11 protein-coding genes are annotated in these 16665 nt (G+C 73.4%); 4 read left to right on the top strand and 7 right to left on the bottom strand.

Annotated features, from left to right (window positions below; translation table 11 throughout):
- Positions 1-90 precede the first annotated feature (90 nt).
- Complete coding sequence (locus tag AB0E05_RS30815) at positions 91-3936, top strand: hypothetical protein (RefSeq protein ID WP_361969640.1); 3846 nt, start codon at positions 91-93, stop codon at positions 3934-3936.
- 67 nt (positions 3937-4003) lie between these two features.
- Here the strand turns inward: AB0E05_RS30815 and AB0E05_RS30810 are convergent, their stop codons facing one another.
- The 6 genes from AB0E05_RS30810 to AB0E05_RS30785 all read right to left on the bottom strand — a co-directional run bounded on the left by AB0E05_RS30810 (position 4004) and on the right by AB0E05_RS30785 (position 12163).
- A complete protein-coding gene (locus AB0E05_RS30810) occupies positions 4004-6592 on the bottom strand; it encodes a bifunctional FO biosynthesis protein CofGH (protein ID WP_361969637.1) in 2589 nt (862 codons plus the stop codon).
- A gap of 84 nt (positions 6593-6676) precedes the next feature.
- Positions 6677-8104 (bottom strand): MFS transporter, encoded by a 1428-nt coding sequence (locus AB0E05_RS30805; RefSeq protein ID WP_361969634.1) that lies wholly within the window; start codon positions 8102-8104, stop codon positions 6677-6679.
- Between the two features lie 42 nt (positions 8105-8146).
- A complete protein-coding gene (locus tag AB0E05_RS30800) occupies positions 8147-9052 on the bottom strand; it encodes a proline iminopeptidase-family hydrolase (protein ID WP_361969631.1) in 906 nt (301 codons plus the stop codon).
- A 257-nt stretch (positions 9053-9309) separates the two neighbouring features.
- Positions 9310-10548 carry a GNAT family N-acetyltransferase gene (locus AB0E05_RS30795; protein ID WP_361969628.1) on the bottom strand — a complete coding sequence of 413 codons (1239 nt, stop codon included), beginning with the start codon at positions 10546-10548 and terminating at the stop codon, positions 9310-9312.
- A gap of 70 nt (positions 10549-10618) precedes the next feature.
- Positions 10619-11455 (bottom strand): LLM class F420-dependent oxidoreductase, encoded by an 837-nt coding sequence (locus tag AB0E05_RS30790; protein ID WP_361969625.1) that lies wholly within the window; start codon positions 11453-11455, stop codon positions 10619-10621.
- Between the two features lie 186 nt (positions 11456-11641).
- Positions 11642-12163 (bottom strand): NUDIX domain-containing protein, encoded by a 522-nt coding sequence (locus AB0E05_RS30785; protein WP_361969622.1) that lies wholly within the window; start codon positions 12161-12163, stop codon positions 11642-11644.
- Between the two features lie 64 nt (positions 12164-12227).
- Here AB0E05_RS30785 and AB0E05_RS30780 point away from each other — a divergent pair, with 64 nt between their 5' ends.
- On the top strand, positions 12228-13766 hold the full coding sequence (locus AB0E05_RS30780) for a CehA/McbA family metallohydrolase (RefSeq protein WP_361969619.1): 1539 nt from the start codon (positions 12228-12230) through the stop codon (positions 13764-13766).
- Here AB0E05_RS30780 and AB0E05_RS30775 read toward each other — a convergent pair.
- Positions 13708-14328: a TetR family transcriptional regulator gene (locus AB0E05_RS30775; RefSeq protein WP_361969616.1), complete on the bottom strand. Its 621-nt coding sequence runs from the start codon at positions 14326-14328 to the stop codon at positions 13708-13710. The genes AB0E05_RS30780 and AB0E05_RS30775 overlap by 59 nt on opposite strands.
- A 149-nt stretch (positions 14329-14477) precedes the next feature.
- Here AB0E05_RS30775 and AB0E05_RS30770 point away from each other — a divergent pair, with 149 nt between their 5' ends.
- Both AB0E05_RS30770 and AB0E05_RS30765 read left to right on the top strand, forming a co-directional pair.
- Entirely contained in the window at positions 14478-14957 is a 480-nt protein-coding gene (locus AB0E05_RS30770) for a MarR family transcriptional regulator (protein WP_361969613.1), read from the top strand.
- Between the two features lie 130 nt (positions 14958-15087).
- The gene (locus tag AB0E05_RS30765; RefSeq protein WP_361969609.1) at positions 15088-16557 is read left to right on the top strand and encodes an MFS transporter; all 1470 of its coding nucleotides are present in this window, start codon (positions 15088-15090) and stop codon (positions 16555-16557) included.
- Positions 16558-16665: the final 108 nt, after the last annotated feature.

Below are 16665 nucleotides of genomic sequence, written 5' to 3'. Positions count from 1 at the left end.
TGCTTCTGGTGCTTCCCGAAACGGGAAGTCCCGTTAGCGTGAAGGCCGTCGGCGCGACGGTGGTGCAGGATCCGCACGCGGGGAGGTGCGATGGATCCGGAGGACCAGCAGGAGCGGGCGGGCGGCGAAGGGGGCCGCTGGTACGGCGAGGCGTCCGACCACGGGCGGGTCTATCAGGCCGGGCGCGATCAGTACATCGCGGGGCAGGACGTGCATCTGCACTTCGTGGACGCGTTGCGCGAGACGCGGCGCACCGCGGCCCGTACGGTCTCCGACGAGTGCCCGTATCCGGGACTCGCCGCGTTCGCCGGTGAGCACGCTGCCTGGTTCTTCGGGCGGGACGGTGTCGTGGCGGACCTGCTGGGGCACCTCGACGAGCAGGTGCGCAGCGGTGGGCCGCTGGTCGTGGTGGCCGCGTCGGGGGCGGGCAAGTCGTCGTTGTTGGGGGCCGGGCTGTTGCCCGCCGTCGCTCGGGGGGCGCTGCCGGTCGCCGGGGCGGCGGGGTGGCCACGGCTGTTCCTGACGCCCGGTGCGCGGCCGGTGGCGGCGCTGGCTCGTCAGTTGGGTGAGGCCACCGGCGGCGACGCGCGGCGGTTCGTCGAGGCCGCGGGGCACGGTCCGCAGGTCTGTGCGCAGGTGCTGGACGAGGCACTGGGCGCGGGCGGCGGGCGGCTCGTGGTGGTGGTCGACCAGGCGGAGGAGCTGTTCACCGCGTGCGACGACCCGCGGCAGCGGCGCGACTTCCTCGCGCTGCTCGACGGGCTCACCCGGCCCAGGCCGGGCGGTGCGGGACCGGTGGGGCTCGTGGTGTTGGGGTTGCGCTCGGACTTCTACACCGCGTGCGTCGACCACCCCTGGCTGCGGGCGGCGTTACAGACCCGGCAGGTGCTGCTGGGGCCCATGGCCGAGGCGGAGCTGCGGGAGGCGATCGCGTTCCCGGCCGAGGCGGTCGGGCTCCGGATCGAGTCGGGGCTGGTCGAGCTCCTGCTGCGCGACCTCGGCGTGCCGACGGCCGGCGCCGCCACGGGGAGCGGGCCGCAGGGCGAGAGGCCCGTGTACGAGGCGGGCCGGCTGCCGCTGTTGGCGCACGCGCTGCGCGCCACGTGGCAGCAGCGTCACGGCCGCACCCTGACCGTCGCCGGCTACCGGACCACCGGCGGCATCCACCGCGCCGTGGCGAACACCGCGGAGCGCCTCTTCACCGGGCTGCCGCCGCCCCGACAGGCCATCGCCCGCACGCTCTTCCTGCGCCTGGTCAAGATCGGCGACGGCACCGAGGACACCTGCCGCCAGCTCCCGTACGCCCTTCTGCACCAGGTCGACGCGGACGTCCCGGCCACCGCCGCCGTCATCGAGGCGTTCGCCCACGGTCGGCTGCTCACCCGGCAGCAGGACGCGCTGGAGATCACCCATGAGGCGCTGTTGCGCGCCTGGCCCCGGCTGCGGGGGTGGATCGAGGGCGACCGGGCCGCGCTCCTCGTACGGCAGGACGTGGAACAGGCGGCGACCGACTGGGAAGGGGCCGATCGCGACCCCGGGTTGCTGTATCGCGGCTCCCGGCTGGAGTCGGCCCGCGCCTGGGCGCTGCGGCACCGGCCGGACCCGCCGAGCGCCAGCGCCGCCGCCTTCCTGACGGCCTCCGGTCACCGCGAGCGGCGCGCCGCCCGTCGACGTCGGTCCGCCGTGGCGCTCCTGGCGGTGCTGACCCTGATCGCCTCCCTGGCCGCCGTCGTCGCGTTCGAGCAGCGGGGGCAGGCCCGGGACCAACGCGATGCGGCCGTGTTCAACCAGGTCACGGCGACCGCGGACCAACTGCGCAGTACACAGGCGTCGTTGGCGGCCCACCTCGGGCTCGCGGCGCATCGGATGCGTCCGGACGACGAGGGCCCGGCCACCCGGCTCGTCGACGACGCGAACCGTCCCCTGTCCAGCCGGCTCAACGGCCACCAGGGCACCATACGGTCGGTGGTGTTCAGCCGGGACGGCCGCTCGCTCGCGACGGCGGGCGGGGACGGCACCGTACGCCTGTGGAACACCACCGACCCCACCCGCACCGCACCCCTCGGCAAACCCCTCACCGGCCACAACGGCACCGTCACCGCGGTCACCTTCAGCCCCGACGGGCACACGCTGGCCACGGCGGGTGAGGACGGCACCGTACGGCTGTGGAACACCACCAACCCCAGCCGTCCCACGTCCCTCGGCAAACCCCTCACCGGCCACGACGGCACCGTCACCGCGGTCACCTTCAGCGCCGACGGGAACACCCTCGCCACCACCGGCGAAGACCGCACCGCACGGCTGTGGAACACCACCAACCCCAGCCGTCCCACGTCCCTCGGCACCCCCTTCACCGCGCACGGCGACATCGTCACCGCAGCCGCCTTCCACCCCCGCAGCCCGATCCTGGCGACCGCAGGCAAGGACCGCGTCGTGAAGCTCTGGGACCTCTCCGCCCCCGCCGGCCGCTCGCGGTCGGGGCAACCGCGGCTGCTGGCACGTCCGCTCGCGGGGCACGGCCACGCCGTGACCTCGGTGGTGTTCAGCGCGGACGGCCGCACGCTCGCCACCGGGAGTTGGGACCTGACGGTGCGGCTGTGGAACGTCGCCGACCCGCGCCGGGCCAGCGGGCTCGGTCGGGCCATCGACGGGCACACCAGCTCCGTCACCTCGGTGGCGTTCAGCCCCGACGGGCTGATGTTGGCGAGCGCCGCGGAGGACCGCACGATACGGCTGTGGAGCGTGGCCGACCCGCGCCGGCCGGAGCCGGTCGGCCACCCCCTCACCGGGCACACCCGCTCCGTCACGTCGATGGCGTTCAGCCCGGACGGCCACGCGCTCGTCAGCGGCGGATCGGATCGCGCCGTACGGGTGTGGACCGGTCACCGCCGGGTGCTGACGGGCCACCGGCGCGTCGTGCGGTCGGTGGCGTTCGGCGCGGACGGCCGCACCCTCGCCACCGCGTCTGGGGACGGGACGGCCCGGCTGTGGAACGTCGCCGACCCGGCGCGCCCGCGGCCCCTGGGCCCGCCGCTCACCGGCCACGACGGCACCGTCTGGGCCGTCGCCCTCAGCCCCGACGGCCGCACGCTGGCCACCGGGGGGAAGGACCGCACCGTACGGCTGTGGAACGTCACCGACCCCGCCCGGCCCACGCCCCTCGGCAAACCCCTCGTCGGCCACACCGACGTCGTGCTCTCGCTGGCCTTCAGCCCCGACGGCGACGTCCTCGCCACCGCGGGGGAAGACGGCACCGCCCGGCTGTGGGACGTGAACGAGCCGGCGCGCCCGCGCCTCTTGGGCGCTCCGCTGCACGGGCACGACGGCGCCGTGTGGTCCGTCGCCTTCAGCCCCGACGGCCGCACGCTGGCCACCGCCAGCGAACCGAAGGTCGTACGGCTCTGGGACGTCGCCGACCCGGGCCGCGCCTCGCCGATCGGGCGGCCCCTCGTCGGCCACGTCTCGGCCGTCTTCACCGTCCGCTTCAGCCCGGACGGCCGCACCCTCGCCAGCGCCGGCTCGGACGAACGCGTACGGCTGTGGCACGTGGCCGATCCGAAGCGTCCGCGTCCCGCGGGGCCGCCGCTCACCAGCCACTCCGGCGCGGTCTGGGCCGTCGCCTTCAGCCCCGACGGTGACACCCTCGCCACCGCGGGGAACGACCAGTCCGTACGGCTGTGGAACATCGCCGACCCGGACCGCCCCGGCTCCATCGGTGCACCCCTCACCAGCCACACCAGCGCCGTACGGGCCCTGGCCTTCGGCCCGAGCGGCCACACGCTCGCCACGGGCGGCGAGAACGGCACCGCACTGCTGTGGGAGATGCGGACCGACCGCGCCGCACACCACATCTGCACCAGCACCGACGGCAGCCTGACCCGGGAGCAGTGGCAGCAGTACGTCCCCGGGACGCGCTACCGACCGCCGTGCCGCTAGGTCACGTTGCGCCCCCCATACGGCACGGCCGGTCGTCATCCGGTCACGTGATCACCCCGTCACGGCATCACTCCGTCACCAGGGGCAGCAGCGCCGGCAGGTGGCCGTCCGACGACTGGGCCGTGCGCTGGCGTTCCTCGGGGACCTCGCCGTACAGCGTCGTCCGGGGCTTCGAGGGGCGGCCCGCGAGGTCGGCGATGGAGATGAGGTCCTTGATGGAGCGGTACGAGCCGTAACGGGAGCCCGCCATGCGGGAGATGGTCTCCTCCATCAGGGTGCCGCCGAGGTCGTTCGCTCCGGAGCGGAGCATTTCCGCGGCGCCCTCCGCACCGAGCTTCACCCAGCTCGTCTGGATGTTGGTGATGTGGGGGTGGAGCAGCAGTCGGGCCATGGCGGTGACCGCGCGGTTGTCCCGGATGGTGGGGCCGGGGCGGGCGATGCCGGCGAGGTACACGGGGGCGTTGGTGTGGATGAAGGGGAGGGTGACGAACTCGGTGAAGCCGCCGGTCTCCTGCTGGATGCGGGCCAGGGTGCGCAGATGGCCGAGCCAGTGGCGGGGCTGGTCGACGTGGCCGTACATCATCGTGGAGGAGGAGCGGATGCCGAGCTGGTGCGCGGTGGTGATGACCTCGATCCAGGTCGCGGCGGGGAGCTTGCCCTTGGTGAGGATCCAGCGGACCTCGTCGTCCAGGATCTCCGCGGCGGTGCCGGGGACGGAGTCGAGTCCCGCTTCCTTCGCGGCGGTCAGCCAGTCCCGGATGGACATGCCGGTGCGCGTCGCGCCGTTGACCACCTCCATCGGGGAGAAGGCGTGGACGTGCATGCCGGGGACGCGTTCCTTCACGGCGCGGGCGATGTCGAAGTACGCCGTGCCGGGCAGGTCGGGGTGGATGCCGCCCTGCATGCAGACCTCGACCGCGCCGACGTCCCACGCCTGGGCGGCCCGGTCGGCGACCTGGTCGAGGGAGAGGGTGTAGGCGTCGGCGTCGGTGCGGCGCTGGGCGAAGGCGCAGAAGCGGCAGCCGGTGTAGCAGACGTTGGTGAAGTTGATGTTGCGGGTGACGATGTAGGTGACGTCGTCGCCGACGACGGCGGCGCGCAGTTCGTCGGCGATGCGGGTGAGCGCGTCGAGGGCGGGGCCGTCCGCGTGCAGCAGGGCGAGGGCCTCGTCGTCGGTGAGCTTGGTGGGGTCGTCGGCGGCGGTGCGCAGGGCGGCGCGGACGTCGGTGTCGATGCGCTCGGGGGCCATGCCGGGCTCGGCGGCCTCGCGCAGCGCTTCCCAGTCCCCGTAGACCACGTCGAAGTCGTCGCGGCGATCGGAGGTGCGGCCCTCGGTGTCGATGGTGCGGTGCAGGTCGGTGCGGCCGGAGGAGGCGGCGGTGAAGGACTCGTCCGGCTCCTGCCAGGGCAGGCCCACCGGCATGGCGTCGGGGGCGGCGAGGCCGGTGTCCGGGTCGGCGAGGGCGCGCACGTGCGGCAGCAGACGGGGGTCGAGCCAGGGCTCGCCGCGCTGGACGAACTCCGGGTAGACGCAGAGGCGCTCGGCGAGGCGGAAGCCGGCCGCGGCGGAGTGCTCCGCGAGGGCGTCGATCTGGGGCCAGGGGCGCTCGGGATTGACGTGGTCGGGGGTGAGCGGGGAGACGCCGCCCCAGTCGTCGATGCCGGCGGCGATGAGCCGGGCGAACTCGCCGTCCACCAGATTCGGCGGGGCCTGGAGGCAGGCGGAGGGGCCGAGCAGATGCCGGGCGACGGCGATCGTGGCCACCAGCTCGTCCAACTCGGCGTCCGGCATGCCGCGCATGGCGGTGTCGGGCTTCGCCCGGAAGTTCTGCAGGATGAGTTCCTGGATGCCGTGGTACGTCCGGGAGATGCGGCGCAGGGCGAACAGGGAGTCCGCGCGCTCCTCGTACGTCTCGCCGATGCCGATCAGCAGGCCGCTGGTGAACGGCACGGAGCTGCGCCCCGCGTCCTCCAGCACCCGCAGCCGGACCGCGGGCTCCTTGTCCGGCGAGCCGTGGTGCGGGCCGCCGGGCTCGCTCCACAGCCGGGTCGCGGTGGTCTCCAGCATCATGCCCATGGAGGGGGCGACGGGCTTGAGCGTCTGGAAGTCCGTCCAGCTCATCACCCCGGGATTGAGGTGGGGCAGCAGGCCCGTCTCCTCCAGGATGCGGATGGAGATGGCGCGGACGTACGCGATGGTGGAGTCGTACCCCTCGGCCTCCAGCCACTCCCGGGCCTCGGGCCAGCGGTCCTCGGGCTTGTCGCCCAGGGTGATGAGGGCTTCCTTGCAGCCCAGCTCCGCGCCCCGCCGGGCGATCTCCAGCACCTCGTCGGGGGACATGAACATCCCGTGGCCCGCGCGGCGGAGCTTGCCGGGGACGGTGACGAAGGTGCAGTAGTGACACTTGTCCCGACACAGGCGGGTCAGGGGGATGAAGACGCTCTTCGAATACGTGATGACGCCGGGACGGCCGGCTGCTTCGAGGCCCGCGTCCCGCACCCGGGACGCGGACGCGCACAGGTCCTCCAGGTCCTCGCCGCGCGCCTGGAGCAGCACGGCCGCCTCGGTGACGTCGAGGGCGACTCCGTCGCGGGCTCGCTTCAGAGCGCGGCGCATCGCGTTCGCAGTGGGACGTCCGGCCTGGTCAGCTGTCATGATTCGAGCATACGAGCGCGAGAACGGGTTTCCGTTTCCTGGTCGTGAAGAGGGCATGTAGTCGACAACATGTCCCCCGCCGGTTTAATCCCGCGAGCCGGTGGTATCCCCTCCGGAGTCCGGGCGAGGGTCCGCCGAAGGGACCGTGGACTCAGGTGCAACCGGGTCCGGTTCGGAAGCCGACGGGTCCGGTTCGGGCACGGCCGGTCGGGACGGCTCCTTCCCCGGCACCCCGCGCCACCACGGCCCGTTCCGCAGGCCGACGGTCGCCGGCACCGCCACCAGCGCCACGCACACCGCGCCCACCCACATCGACGTCCGGATCCCGGCGTACTGCCCGACGAGGCCCGCCAGCAGGGACCCCACGGCGATCGACCCGTACAGCAGGAAGCGGAACGTGGCGTTCATGCGGCCGAGCAGTTCAGGCGGCGTGAGGTGCTGGCGCAGGGTGACGACGAGCACGTTGTCGCAGCCGAGCCGGGTCATGACGAGGAACCACCCCGCCATCGCGATCCACAGCCACGCCCCGCGGTCGATGAACGGCACGACGAGCGCGGCGGGCGCCAGACACGTCCCCATCCCGACGACGGTGCGCCCGAGCCCGAACCGCTCCGCCAACGGGCGGGCGCAGCGCGCCCCGAGGAAGATCCCGATGCCGGACACCGACCAGTACAGCCCGAGGACGCCGGCCGACAGGCCCAGTTCCCGGGTGAAGAGGACCGGGAGCAGCGTGTTCACGAACTGGATGCCGAGGTTGGTGAGGACCCCGGCGATCACGAGGACCCGCAGTTCCCGGGTCCCGAGGACGTGCCGCAGCCCTTCCCTTATCTCGGCGGAGAGCTTGGGCCGCGCCACCTTCGCCGCCGCCCCCTCCGCCGCCCCCGCCGTCCCCTCCCCCGCCATGCCCTCCGTCTTCTTCGTCGGGCCCGACTCCGCCCGCATGCCGAGCAGTCGCAGCGCCGACCCCAGGTACAGCACCCCCATCGCCACCACCGCGATCGGCGCGGAGAGCGCCTGGATCGCCAGTCCGCCCGCGCCCCGCCCGGCGACCTGCCCCGCCGCCTGCAAGCTGATCACCGCGGCGTTCGCCCTGGTCAGTTGCGCCGTGTTGAGGATCCCCGGCAGCGCGCTCTGTGAGCCGACGTCGAAGAAGACCGCGGCGCAGCCGGTCAGCAGCGTCACCGCGTACAGATGGGCGAGCGTGAGCCCGTCGAACGCCCAGGCGAGCGGTACGGACAGGAACATCGCGGTCCGCGCGAAGTCCGCCCAGATCAGCAGTCGCCGCTTGTTGAGCCGGTCCACCCAGGCTCCCGCGGGCAGCCCGATCAGCAGGAACGCGGCCGTGCCGAGGGTGGTGAGCAGCCCCACCGCCCCCGGCCCGGCGTCGAGCGCGACGACCGCCACCAGCGGGATCGCAACGATTCCGACATTGCTCGCGAAATGACTGAAGACCAGCGAGGTGTACAGAACGCGGAAGTCAGGGACGCGCCAGGGGCTTCGACTGTCGGGCATGGCCTTCACAGTGCCCGCATCGAACCCGTGGCGACCAGCCAATTACCGTCTCGGGCCGGCAGCGGACGACGGTCGGTCCTCGACGCGTTTCAGGTAGTCGCGGATGATGTCGGTGTATTGCCGACGCAACGGTTCCGCCTCCAGATATCCCATGTGTGCCGCCCCCGGTTGCGTCACGTGCTCGGCGTCGGGGATGCGGGCGGCGATGTCGGCGAGGTGCGCGGGCACGCATTCGTCGAACTCCCCGCCGAGCACGAGCGTCGGGACGCTGATGCGGGCCAGCCGGTCGAAGACGTCCCAGTCCTTGAGGTTCCCGGTCACGTGGTAGTCGGCCTGCCCGACCATCGTCCGGAACGTCGTCTCGTCCATCAGTTCCGGCGCGAGCCGCTCCGAGGACGTGCGCAGGACGCACGCGCTCATGTACTCCTCGTGGGCCACGCGGTAGTCGGGATCGTCCGTCTCGCCCCGCAGCTCGCGCCCGTACGTGCGGTCCAGCACATCGCCGGGGATCGCCGCCAGCAGGGCCCGGACCTCGACCTGGAAGCGCGGCACGCTCGCCAGCCCGCTGGCGCAGACGAAGCTGGTCCATCGCGGTGCGCGGTCCGCCGCGTACTGGAGGCCGAGCATCGCTCCCCAGGAGTGGCCGTAGACGTGCGGCCGTTCCAGGCCGAGCGCTTCCTGCACCGCGCCGAGTTCGTCGAGGAAGCGGTCCACGGTCAGCAGCGAGGTGTCGTGGACCGGGTCCGAACGCCCCACTCCGAGCTGGTCGTACCAGATGACCTCGCGTTCCCGGGCGAGCGGCTCGAACGCCTCGAAGAGCGCGTCGCTCGGATAGCCCGGCCCGCCGTGGACGAGGAGGAGCGGCACTCCGCCGCCGCCCGCCCTGCGGTACCAGACCGCGCCGCCCGGCACCGGGATCCGGCCTTCCGTGCCGCGCGGCGGCCTCACAGCCCGCGCCCGTCGTACGAGGGGCCGCGCGCCTTCCAGCGCTGCGGAGGCCCAGAAGCCTTCCTCCTGATGGTGTTCATTTCACGCCCCTCCCTCGCCGAATTCCCGCGGTGTCGCGGCGAACTCCGATGCGGCGAATTCCCCTGCGGTGAACTCCACCGCAGGGAAGAACCCCCAAAGACATAAGACTTGACGTGGCTTCCCGCCTCCGGCAGGAGAATTCCGCCGAAAATCGGCGCCCGGACGACGAGGGCCGGTCAATACGCGGGGAAAGCCGTCCCGCACGGATAGTGGGGTTCCCGCTCGCCCCTGAAGGCCGCGGACGTACGGGCCAGGGCGCCGGGCCGCAGCTCCGTCACCCGGCCGGCGTCCGCAAGCGCGGCGAGGGTCACCCCGCCGAGGAAGGCGGCGCCCAGTTCGGCGACGGTCAGGCTCAGGTCCGCCGCGCCGGCGCCCGCGGCCGGGCGTTCGCAGCGCACGTCGTCCCCGTCCGCCCGCAGCCGGTACCGCCCGGTGTTCCAGGGGCAGAAGTCGTCCGTCACGTCGAGGACCACGTCCACCGGCACGGCGTACCGCCGCCCCGCCAGCGCCCGTTGCACGTCCACCAGCCGCACCCACAGCCGGTCCACCTCGCTCGACTCCACCGCCCGCGGGTCGACGAGCAGGTGAGGCAGCGTCTCGTCCACGGCGCCTTCGTACGTGACCGTCGGCACCAGGTCGATGCCGGCGAGGTAGCGCCACAGCGCGGTGTACGCCTGCCGGGAGGTCGCGGCCAGCTCTTCCACCCGGACCTCCTCGTCCGACGCGAACCGGTAGAGCGCGTACCCCGTCGCCTCCCCGTCGGGCTCGTGGTGCACCGCGTACCGGAGCGCGGTGGCGCCCCCGCGCTCGCCCGGGTCGTCGAACAGCCGGAAGTCCCAGTACCGGCCGGCGCGATCGGGCCAGCCGGGGGTGCGGACGCGGGCGCGTTCGTACGCCTTCTCGATCAGCGGCCGGGCCTCGTCGGGCGGCAGGAGCAGCACGCGGCCGGCGCCGAAGTCGGTCCCGGGCAGGAAGCGCACGTCCTTCTTGGCGCACCGCAGCCGTGCGCCGCGCGTCGCCGGGCCGTACCCGTACCGCCCGTAGATGGCGGCCTCGGAGGGCCGGAGCGCGGCGATCGGCTCGCCGCCGCCCTCGTACAGCTCGGTGAGCTGCCGGCGCATCATCGCGGTGAGCAGTCCGCGCCGCCGGTGGGTGGCCGCCACTCCGACCCAGGTGACCCCGGCGACGGGCAGCGACCCGCCGGGCACGGTCATCACGCGCGAGTACGCGGCGGCGCCGCCGACGGGCCTGCCGCCGTCGAACGCGCCGATCGTCCGGTCCAGTTCGACGACCGCACGCAGTCGGTCGACCTTCTCGTCGGTGTAGTCGCTGGCGCACGTGTCGCCGACGAGGCGGGCCCAGGCGGGGAACTCTTCGTCGGTGACGGGGCGCAGGGGATGCGGGTCGGCAGGCATCGGTCCTGTGTAGCGGTCGGCGTCCCGGGACGCGACGGCTTTTCCGCCCGCGCCCGGGCCCCGCGCCGCGTCAGGGCAGATAGCGCGCGAAGCCGTCGAGCGCGCGCAGGACCTCGTCCTCCCCTGCCGTGGGCAGCATGAGGACGACCTCTTCCACGCCCAACTCCTCGTAGTGCGCCAGCTTCTCCGGAGTCGGCTCCACCGCGTACGGCAGCACCTCCAGGTCCTCGGGCGAGCGGCCGGCCTCCTCCCAGACCGCGCGGAGCTCGGGCAGGGCCTCCTTCAGATCGACGCCGATGGGCATCCAGCCGTCCGCGTACTCCGCGACGTGCGCGAAGAGCTTGGGGCCCGCACCGCCGCCGACCAGGGTGCGCGGCGAGGTGCCGCGCACCGGCTTGGGGAAGGCGAGGGAGGCGCTCACCGAGTGGAACTCGCCCTTGTGCGCGGTGGGTTCGGCCGCCCACAGCGCCCGCATCACCCGCATCTGGTCGAGGACGAGTTCCCGGCGGGTCGCCCAGTCCACGCCGTGGTCGACGGCCTCCTCCTTGTTCCAGCCGAAGCCGACGCCGAGGGTGAACCGGCCCCCGGAGAGGTGGTCCAGGCTGGCGACCTGCTTGGCGACGGTGATGGGGTCGTGCTGGGCGACCAGCAGCACCCCGGTCCCGAGGGTGATCCGGGAGGTCACCGCCGCGGCCTGGGCCAGCCCGACGAGGGGGTCCATGGTGCGGCCGTAGTTGTCGGGCAGGGCGCCGTCGGCGGCGAACGGGAAGGGGGTGGTGCGCGCGACGGGGATGTGGGTGTGCTCGGGCAGGTACAGCCCGGCGAAGCCGCGTTCCTCCAGCTCCCGCGCCAGACGTACGGGAGTGATGGTCTCGTCGGTCACCATGAGCGTCGCCGAAATGCGCATCCCAAGCCTTCCTCGTCGAAGTCGGAGCGGCGTCGACTGCCGGACCGTGCACGCCTGCGGAACCTGTCGGAGGCGCCGGACGCGCCGGACCGCCGGACCGTTCCCAGGACGTGCCTTCCCAGCGGTACGAGCCGCACAACTCCACAACTGCGCCCCGCCGCGTCCTTCTTCCCCATCGAGGCGTGATCACCGGGACGGGGCGGGATCGTCTGGGTCGGCGGCGGCGACATGGCCGAGATCGATCGGTGTCGCCGGCGGGCCGTTGCGCCGTACGCCATCCAGGAGCTGCGGCAACTGCGGCGGCCACAGCGGTTCCGTGTCGCCGGCCAGCTCCTGCGGGGACCACCAGCGCCACCGCAGGATCCCGTCGGCGGCGTGGGCCGCGGCGAGTTCGCCGATCGGGTCGCGCCGCGGGCCGTACGCCAGGAAGACGTGCTCATGCTGGCGCACCGGGACGCCCGCCCGGGTGAAGTCGTGCTCCCACAGGCACAGCACGGTCCCGTCGACCTCGACGTCCGTCCAGCCGGTCTCCTCCCGGACCTCCCGCAACGCGCCCTGGAGCGGCGACTCGCCCGGGTCGAGGCCGCCGCCCGGCATCGCCCAGTGGACGCCCACTTCCTCGTTGTCGTAACGGAACATGAAGACGGAACCGGTCGGGTCCACCACCGCGACGCGCGCGGCCTGCCTGGGTATCCGGGGCTTTCGCATCCGCTCACCCTCTCAGAGCACACACGGCGGCATCCGTTCACCGGAGCCGACCAGGATGCGGTGCATGGTGACCAACAGCAGGGAAGACGCGACCGGGCCCGCGCGGCGCGGGCTCCTCGTTGCCGGTGCCGCCGCCGCGGCTACCGTGGGAGGCGTGGGCTCCGCGCACGCCGACGGCACCGGGGAGCGGCCCGCCGGGACGCGGGTCATCCGCGGCACCCTGCCGCCCGGCTCCCCCGACTACGCGTACCTGCCGTTCGCGGTGGGGCGCGGGGTGCGCGAGATCCACGTCTCGTACGCGTACGAGCGTCCCGCCGTCCCCTCCGGCACCCTCGGCAACGCCCTCGACATCGGGCTCTTCGACGAGCGCGGCACCGCCCTCGGCGGCGAGGGGTTCCGCGGCTGGTCGGGCGGGGCGCGACAGGAGTTCTTCGTCCGCAGCGACGCGGCGACGCCGGGGTACCTCCCCGGCCCGGTCCGCCCCGGGACCTGGCACGTCGCCCTCGGCCCGTACACGATCGCGCCGCAGGGCCTGGCGTACGAGGTGACGGTCACGCTGCGGTACGGCACGCCCGGCGGGCCGGCGCCGCTGCCGACGTACCCGCCGGAGCGGGCGAGGGGACGCGGCCGGGCCTGGTACCGCGGCGACTGCCATCTGCACTCCTGGCACTCCGACGGCCGCCGCACCCCCGCCGAGATCGCCGCGCTGGCCCGCGCCGCCGGCCTGGACTTCGTCAACAGCTCCGAGCACAACACCCACGCGGCGCACGCCCACTGGGCCGACGCGGCCGGGGACGACCTGCTCGTCCTGCTGGGCGAGGAGGTCACCACGCGCACCGGGCACGCGCTGGCGGTCGGCACCGACCCGGGGACGTTCGTCGACTGGCGCTACCGCGCCCGGGACGGGCACTTCGGCCGCTTCGCCCGGCAGATCCGGCGCGCCGGCGGGCTCGTCGTGCCGGCGCACCCGTACGCCGCCTGCCTGGGGTGCGCCTGGAAGCACGGGTTCGCCGACGCGGACGCGGTGGAGGTGTGGAACGGCTCGTACGGGCCGGACGACGAGGTCGCGCTCCAGGCGTGGGACGCGGAGCTGGCGCGCGGGCGCTGGATCCCGGCGATGGGCGGCAGCGACGCGCACCGCGACCCGGACCCGGTCGGCACCCCGCAGACCGTGGTCCTCGCCGACGACCTGACCCGCCCGGCGGTGCTCGACGGGCTGCGGGCCGGGCGCAGTTACGTCGCCGAGTCCCGGGCGGTCACCCTCGACTTCGGCGCGTCGGACGGGCGGGGCGCCCGGGCCGGCATCGGCGAACGGCTGCGCACGGAGCCGGGCGGGCCGGTGACGGTGCGGCTGGCCGCGTCCGGGACGCCCGGCTGCACCGTCCGCTTCGTCACCGACCAGGGCGTGGCGCACTCGGCGCTGCTTCCGGCGGCGGGCGAGGGGGTGGTGACGTGGCGCACGTCGGCGCGGGTCGCGGCGTGCGTCCGCGCCGAGGTGCGGCACCCGCCGACGGCGCCCGGTCTGCCCGGCGCCCTGGCCGCCTTCACGAACCCGGTGTTCCTGGGCGGTCAGGAGCGGCCACGGGGTGCTCATCCACGATGAGGCGTTCGACCGCGGCCTGCACGAACGCCTCCCGCTCGGCCTCCGAGTAGAGGTCCGGCAGCGTGAGCTGTTCGACGATCAGCCAGTTCAGCGTGAGCATCAGCAGCTTGACGGCCATCGCGTCGCCGGGGAGCCCGGACGCCTCGTGGTACGAGACGTTGGCGTCCACGTCGGCGCGGACGCGCTCGGTGAGCAGCCTGCGCAGCTCGGGGCGGCGGGTGGCCTCCAGCCGGAGTTCCAGGAAGGCGAGGTAGCCGGTGCGGAAGCCGGAGACGCGGCCGACGACCTCGCGCATCAGCTCGACGTAGGCCGCCCGGTCATGCCCGGCGGCGACCAGCGGGGCGATGGTCTCCTCGTCGGGCTGGAGCCGTTCGTAGAACCGGGCGCCGGCCTGGTTGAGCAGGTCGTCACGGTTGGCGAAGTAGTTGGACGCGGTGCCGTTGGGCACGGCGGCCTCGGTGTCCACGGCCCGGAAGGTCAGCCCCCGGGCGCCCTCCCTCGCCAGCACCTCGATCGCGGCGTCGACGAGCGCGGCGCGCCGTTCGTCGTTCCGTCTCACCATGACGACCACTCCTTGAGAGCACGAGAGCCATACCACTCCAACTAGAGCACTATAGATGGAGTGACTTGTGAAGTGCACCGGAGCCACCGAAACAGAATGTCCGGTTGCAGATAATCCAGAAGCGACCGTCTTCGCCTACCCTGGGCGCCATGACTTCCCTCGCACCCCAGCGCAACGAGCCGGACCTCTCCTACCTCCTCGACCACACCAGTCACGTACTGCGCACCCGGATGGCCGCGGCACTGGCGGACATCGGACTCACCGCCCGCATGCACTGCGTCCTGGTGCACGCCCTGAAAGAAGAGCGGACCCAGGCACAACTCGCCGAGCTCGGCGACATGGACAAGACCACGATGGTGGTCACGGTCGACGCCCTGGAGCGGGCCGGGCTCGCGGAGCGACGCCCGTCCCCCACGGACCGTCGCGCACGGATCATCGCGGTCACCGAGGAGGGGGCGCGCATGGCGGAACAGAGCCAGCAGGTCGTGGACGGGGTGCACCGCGACACCCTGGCATCCCTGGCCGTCGACGACCGCTCGGCGCTGCTGGAAGCACTGAACTCGCTGGCCACGGGCCATCTGTCCACCGCGACGGAGGCCGCACCCGCCCGCCGGGCCCGCCAGCGCTAGCACCCGACCCCGACCACCCGACAACTAAAAACATCCGAGATAGATAGTCTGCAACGGAACCATCTGCTACGGTCTCTCTTGTCGCCTCCACGGACTGCTCCGCGGAACACGGAATGACGGGAGAGAACCCATGTCACTGGCCTCGGACTCCACGGAACCCGCACCCACCCCGACCGCACCACCGGCACAGGCCGAAGGGCCGGCGGCCCGCTCCCGCTGGGCCGCCCTCGCCCTGATCGCCACCGCCACCCTGATGCTGATCCTGGACGGCAGCATCGTCACCGTCGCGATGCCCGCCATGCAGAGCGACCTCGGCTTCTCCCCGGCCGGCCTGAGCTGGGTCATCAACGCGTACCTGGTCCCCTTCGGCGCCCTGCTGCTCCTCGCCGGCCGCCTCGGGGACCTCATCGGCCGCAAGAAGATGTTCCTGGCCGGCATCGGCGTCTTCACCGCCGCTTCCCTGCTCGCCGGTGTCGCCACCTCCCCCGGCGTACTGGTCGCCGCCCGCTTCCTGCAAGGAGTCGGCAGCGCCATGGCGTCCGCCGTCGGGCTCGGCATCCTGATCACGCTCTTCACCGAGCCGCGCGAGCGTGCGAAGGCCATCGGCATCTTCAGCTTCACCGGCGCCGCCGGCGCCTCCATCGGCCAGGTGCTCGGCGGGGTGCTCACCGACGCCCTCGACTGGCGGTGGATCTTCACCATCAACCTGCCGATCGGCCTCGCCGTGATCGCCCTCGCACTGCCCCTGCTCCCCGCCGACCGCGGTCGCGGCCTGAAGGCCGGCGCCGACTGGCTGGGCGCGGCACTGGTCACCTCCGGGCTCACCCTCGGCATCTACGCCGTCGTCAAGGCGGAGCAGTACGGCTGGTCCTCCGCGCACACCCTCGGCCTCGGTGCGCTCGCCGTCGCCCTGGTCGCCGCGTTCGCCGTACGCCAGGCCAAGACCCGCTCGCCGCTGGTGCCGCCGCGGATCGTCCGCTCCCGCAGCCTCACGGGCGCCAACGTCGTGCAGATGCTGATGGTGGCCGCGCTGTTCTCCTTCCAGACGCTGGTGGCGCTCTACCTGCAGAAGGTCCTCGGGTACGGGGCGCTGGAGACGGGTCTCGCGATGCTGCCCGCGGCCGTGATCATCGGCGTCACCGCGCTCGGCGGCTCGGCGCGGCTGATCGCCCGCTTCGGGGAGCGGGCCGTGCTGCTGACCGGTCTGGCCCTGCTGGTCGGCGTCCTCGGACTGCTGATACGCGTCCCGGCCAACGACGCGAACTACGTGGTCGACCTGCTGCCGGTGATGCTGCTCGCGGCCGGCGCCGGCCTGGCGCTGCCGGCGCTGACCTCGCTGGGGATGAGCGGGGTGCCGGCGGAGGACGCGGGCCTCGCCTCGGGGCTGTTCAACACCACCCAGCAGCTCGGCGGCGCCCTCGGCGTCGGGGTGCTCAGCACCCTGGCCGCCGGGCGCACCGAGGGCGCCCTGGAGCGCGGCAGCTCCAGCGCCGAAGCGCTGACCAGCGGCTACCAGCTCGCGTTCACCGTCGGAGCGGGCCTGCTGGTGGCAGCCTTCCTCGCGGCCCTGTTCCTGCTGCGCAAGCCCGAGGCGCACTGACGAGCACCACGTGGGTGGGGGCGGCCGGTGATCACCGGCCGCCCCCCGCGGCAGAGGGGGGGGGTGGGGATGAGGGTTTGTCGGGGGGGGGGATGCGCGCGGGGGGGC

The sequence above is a fragment of the Streptomyces sp. NPDC048057 genome, from assembly GCF_040653095.1.
In the GTDB taxonomy this organism is placed as follows: domain Bacteria; phylum Actinomycetota; class Actinomycetes; order Streptomycetales; family Streptomycetaceae; genus Streptomyces.
This window is presented reverse-complemented; position numbering and strand designations above follow the sequence as displayed.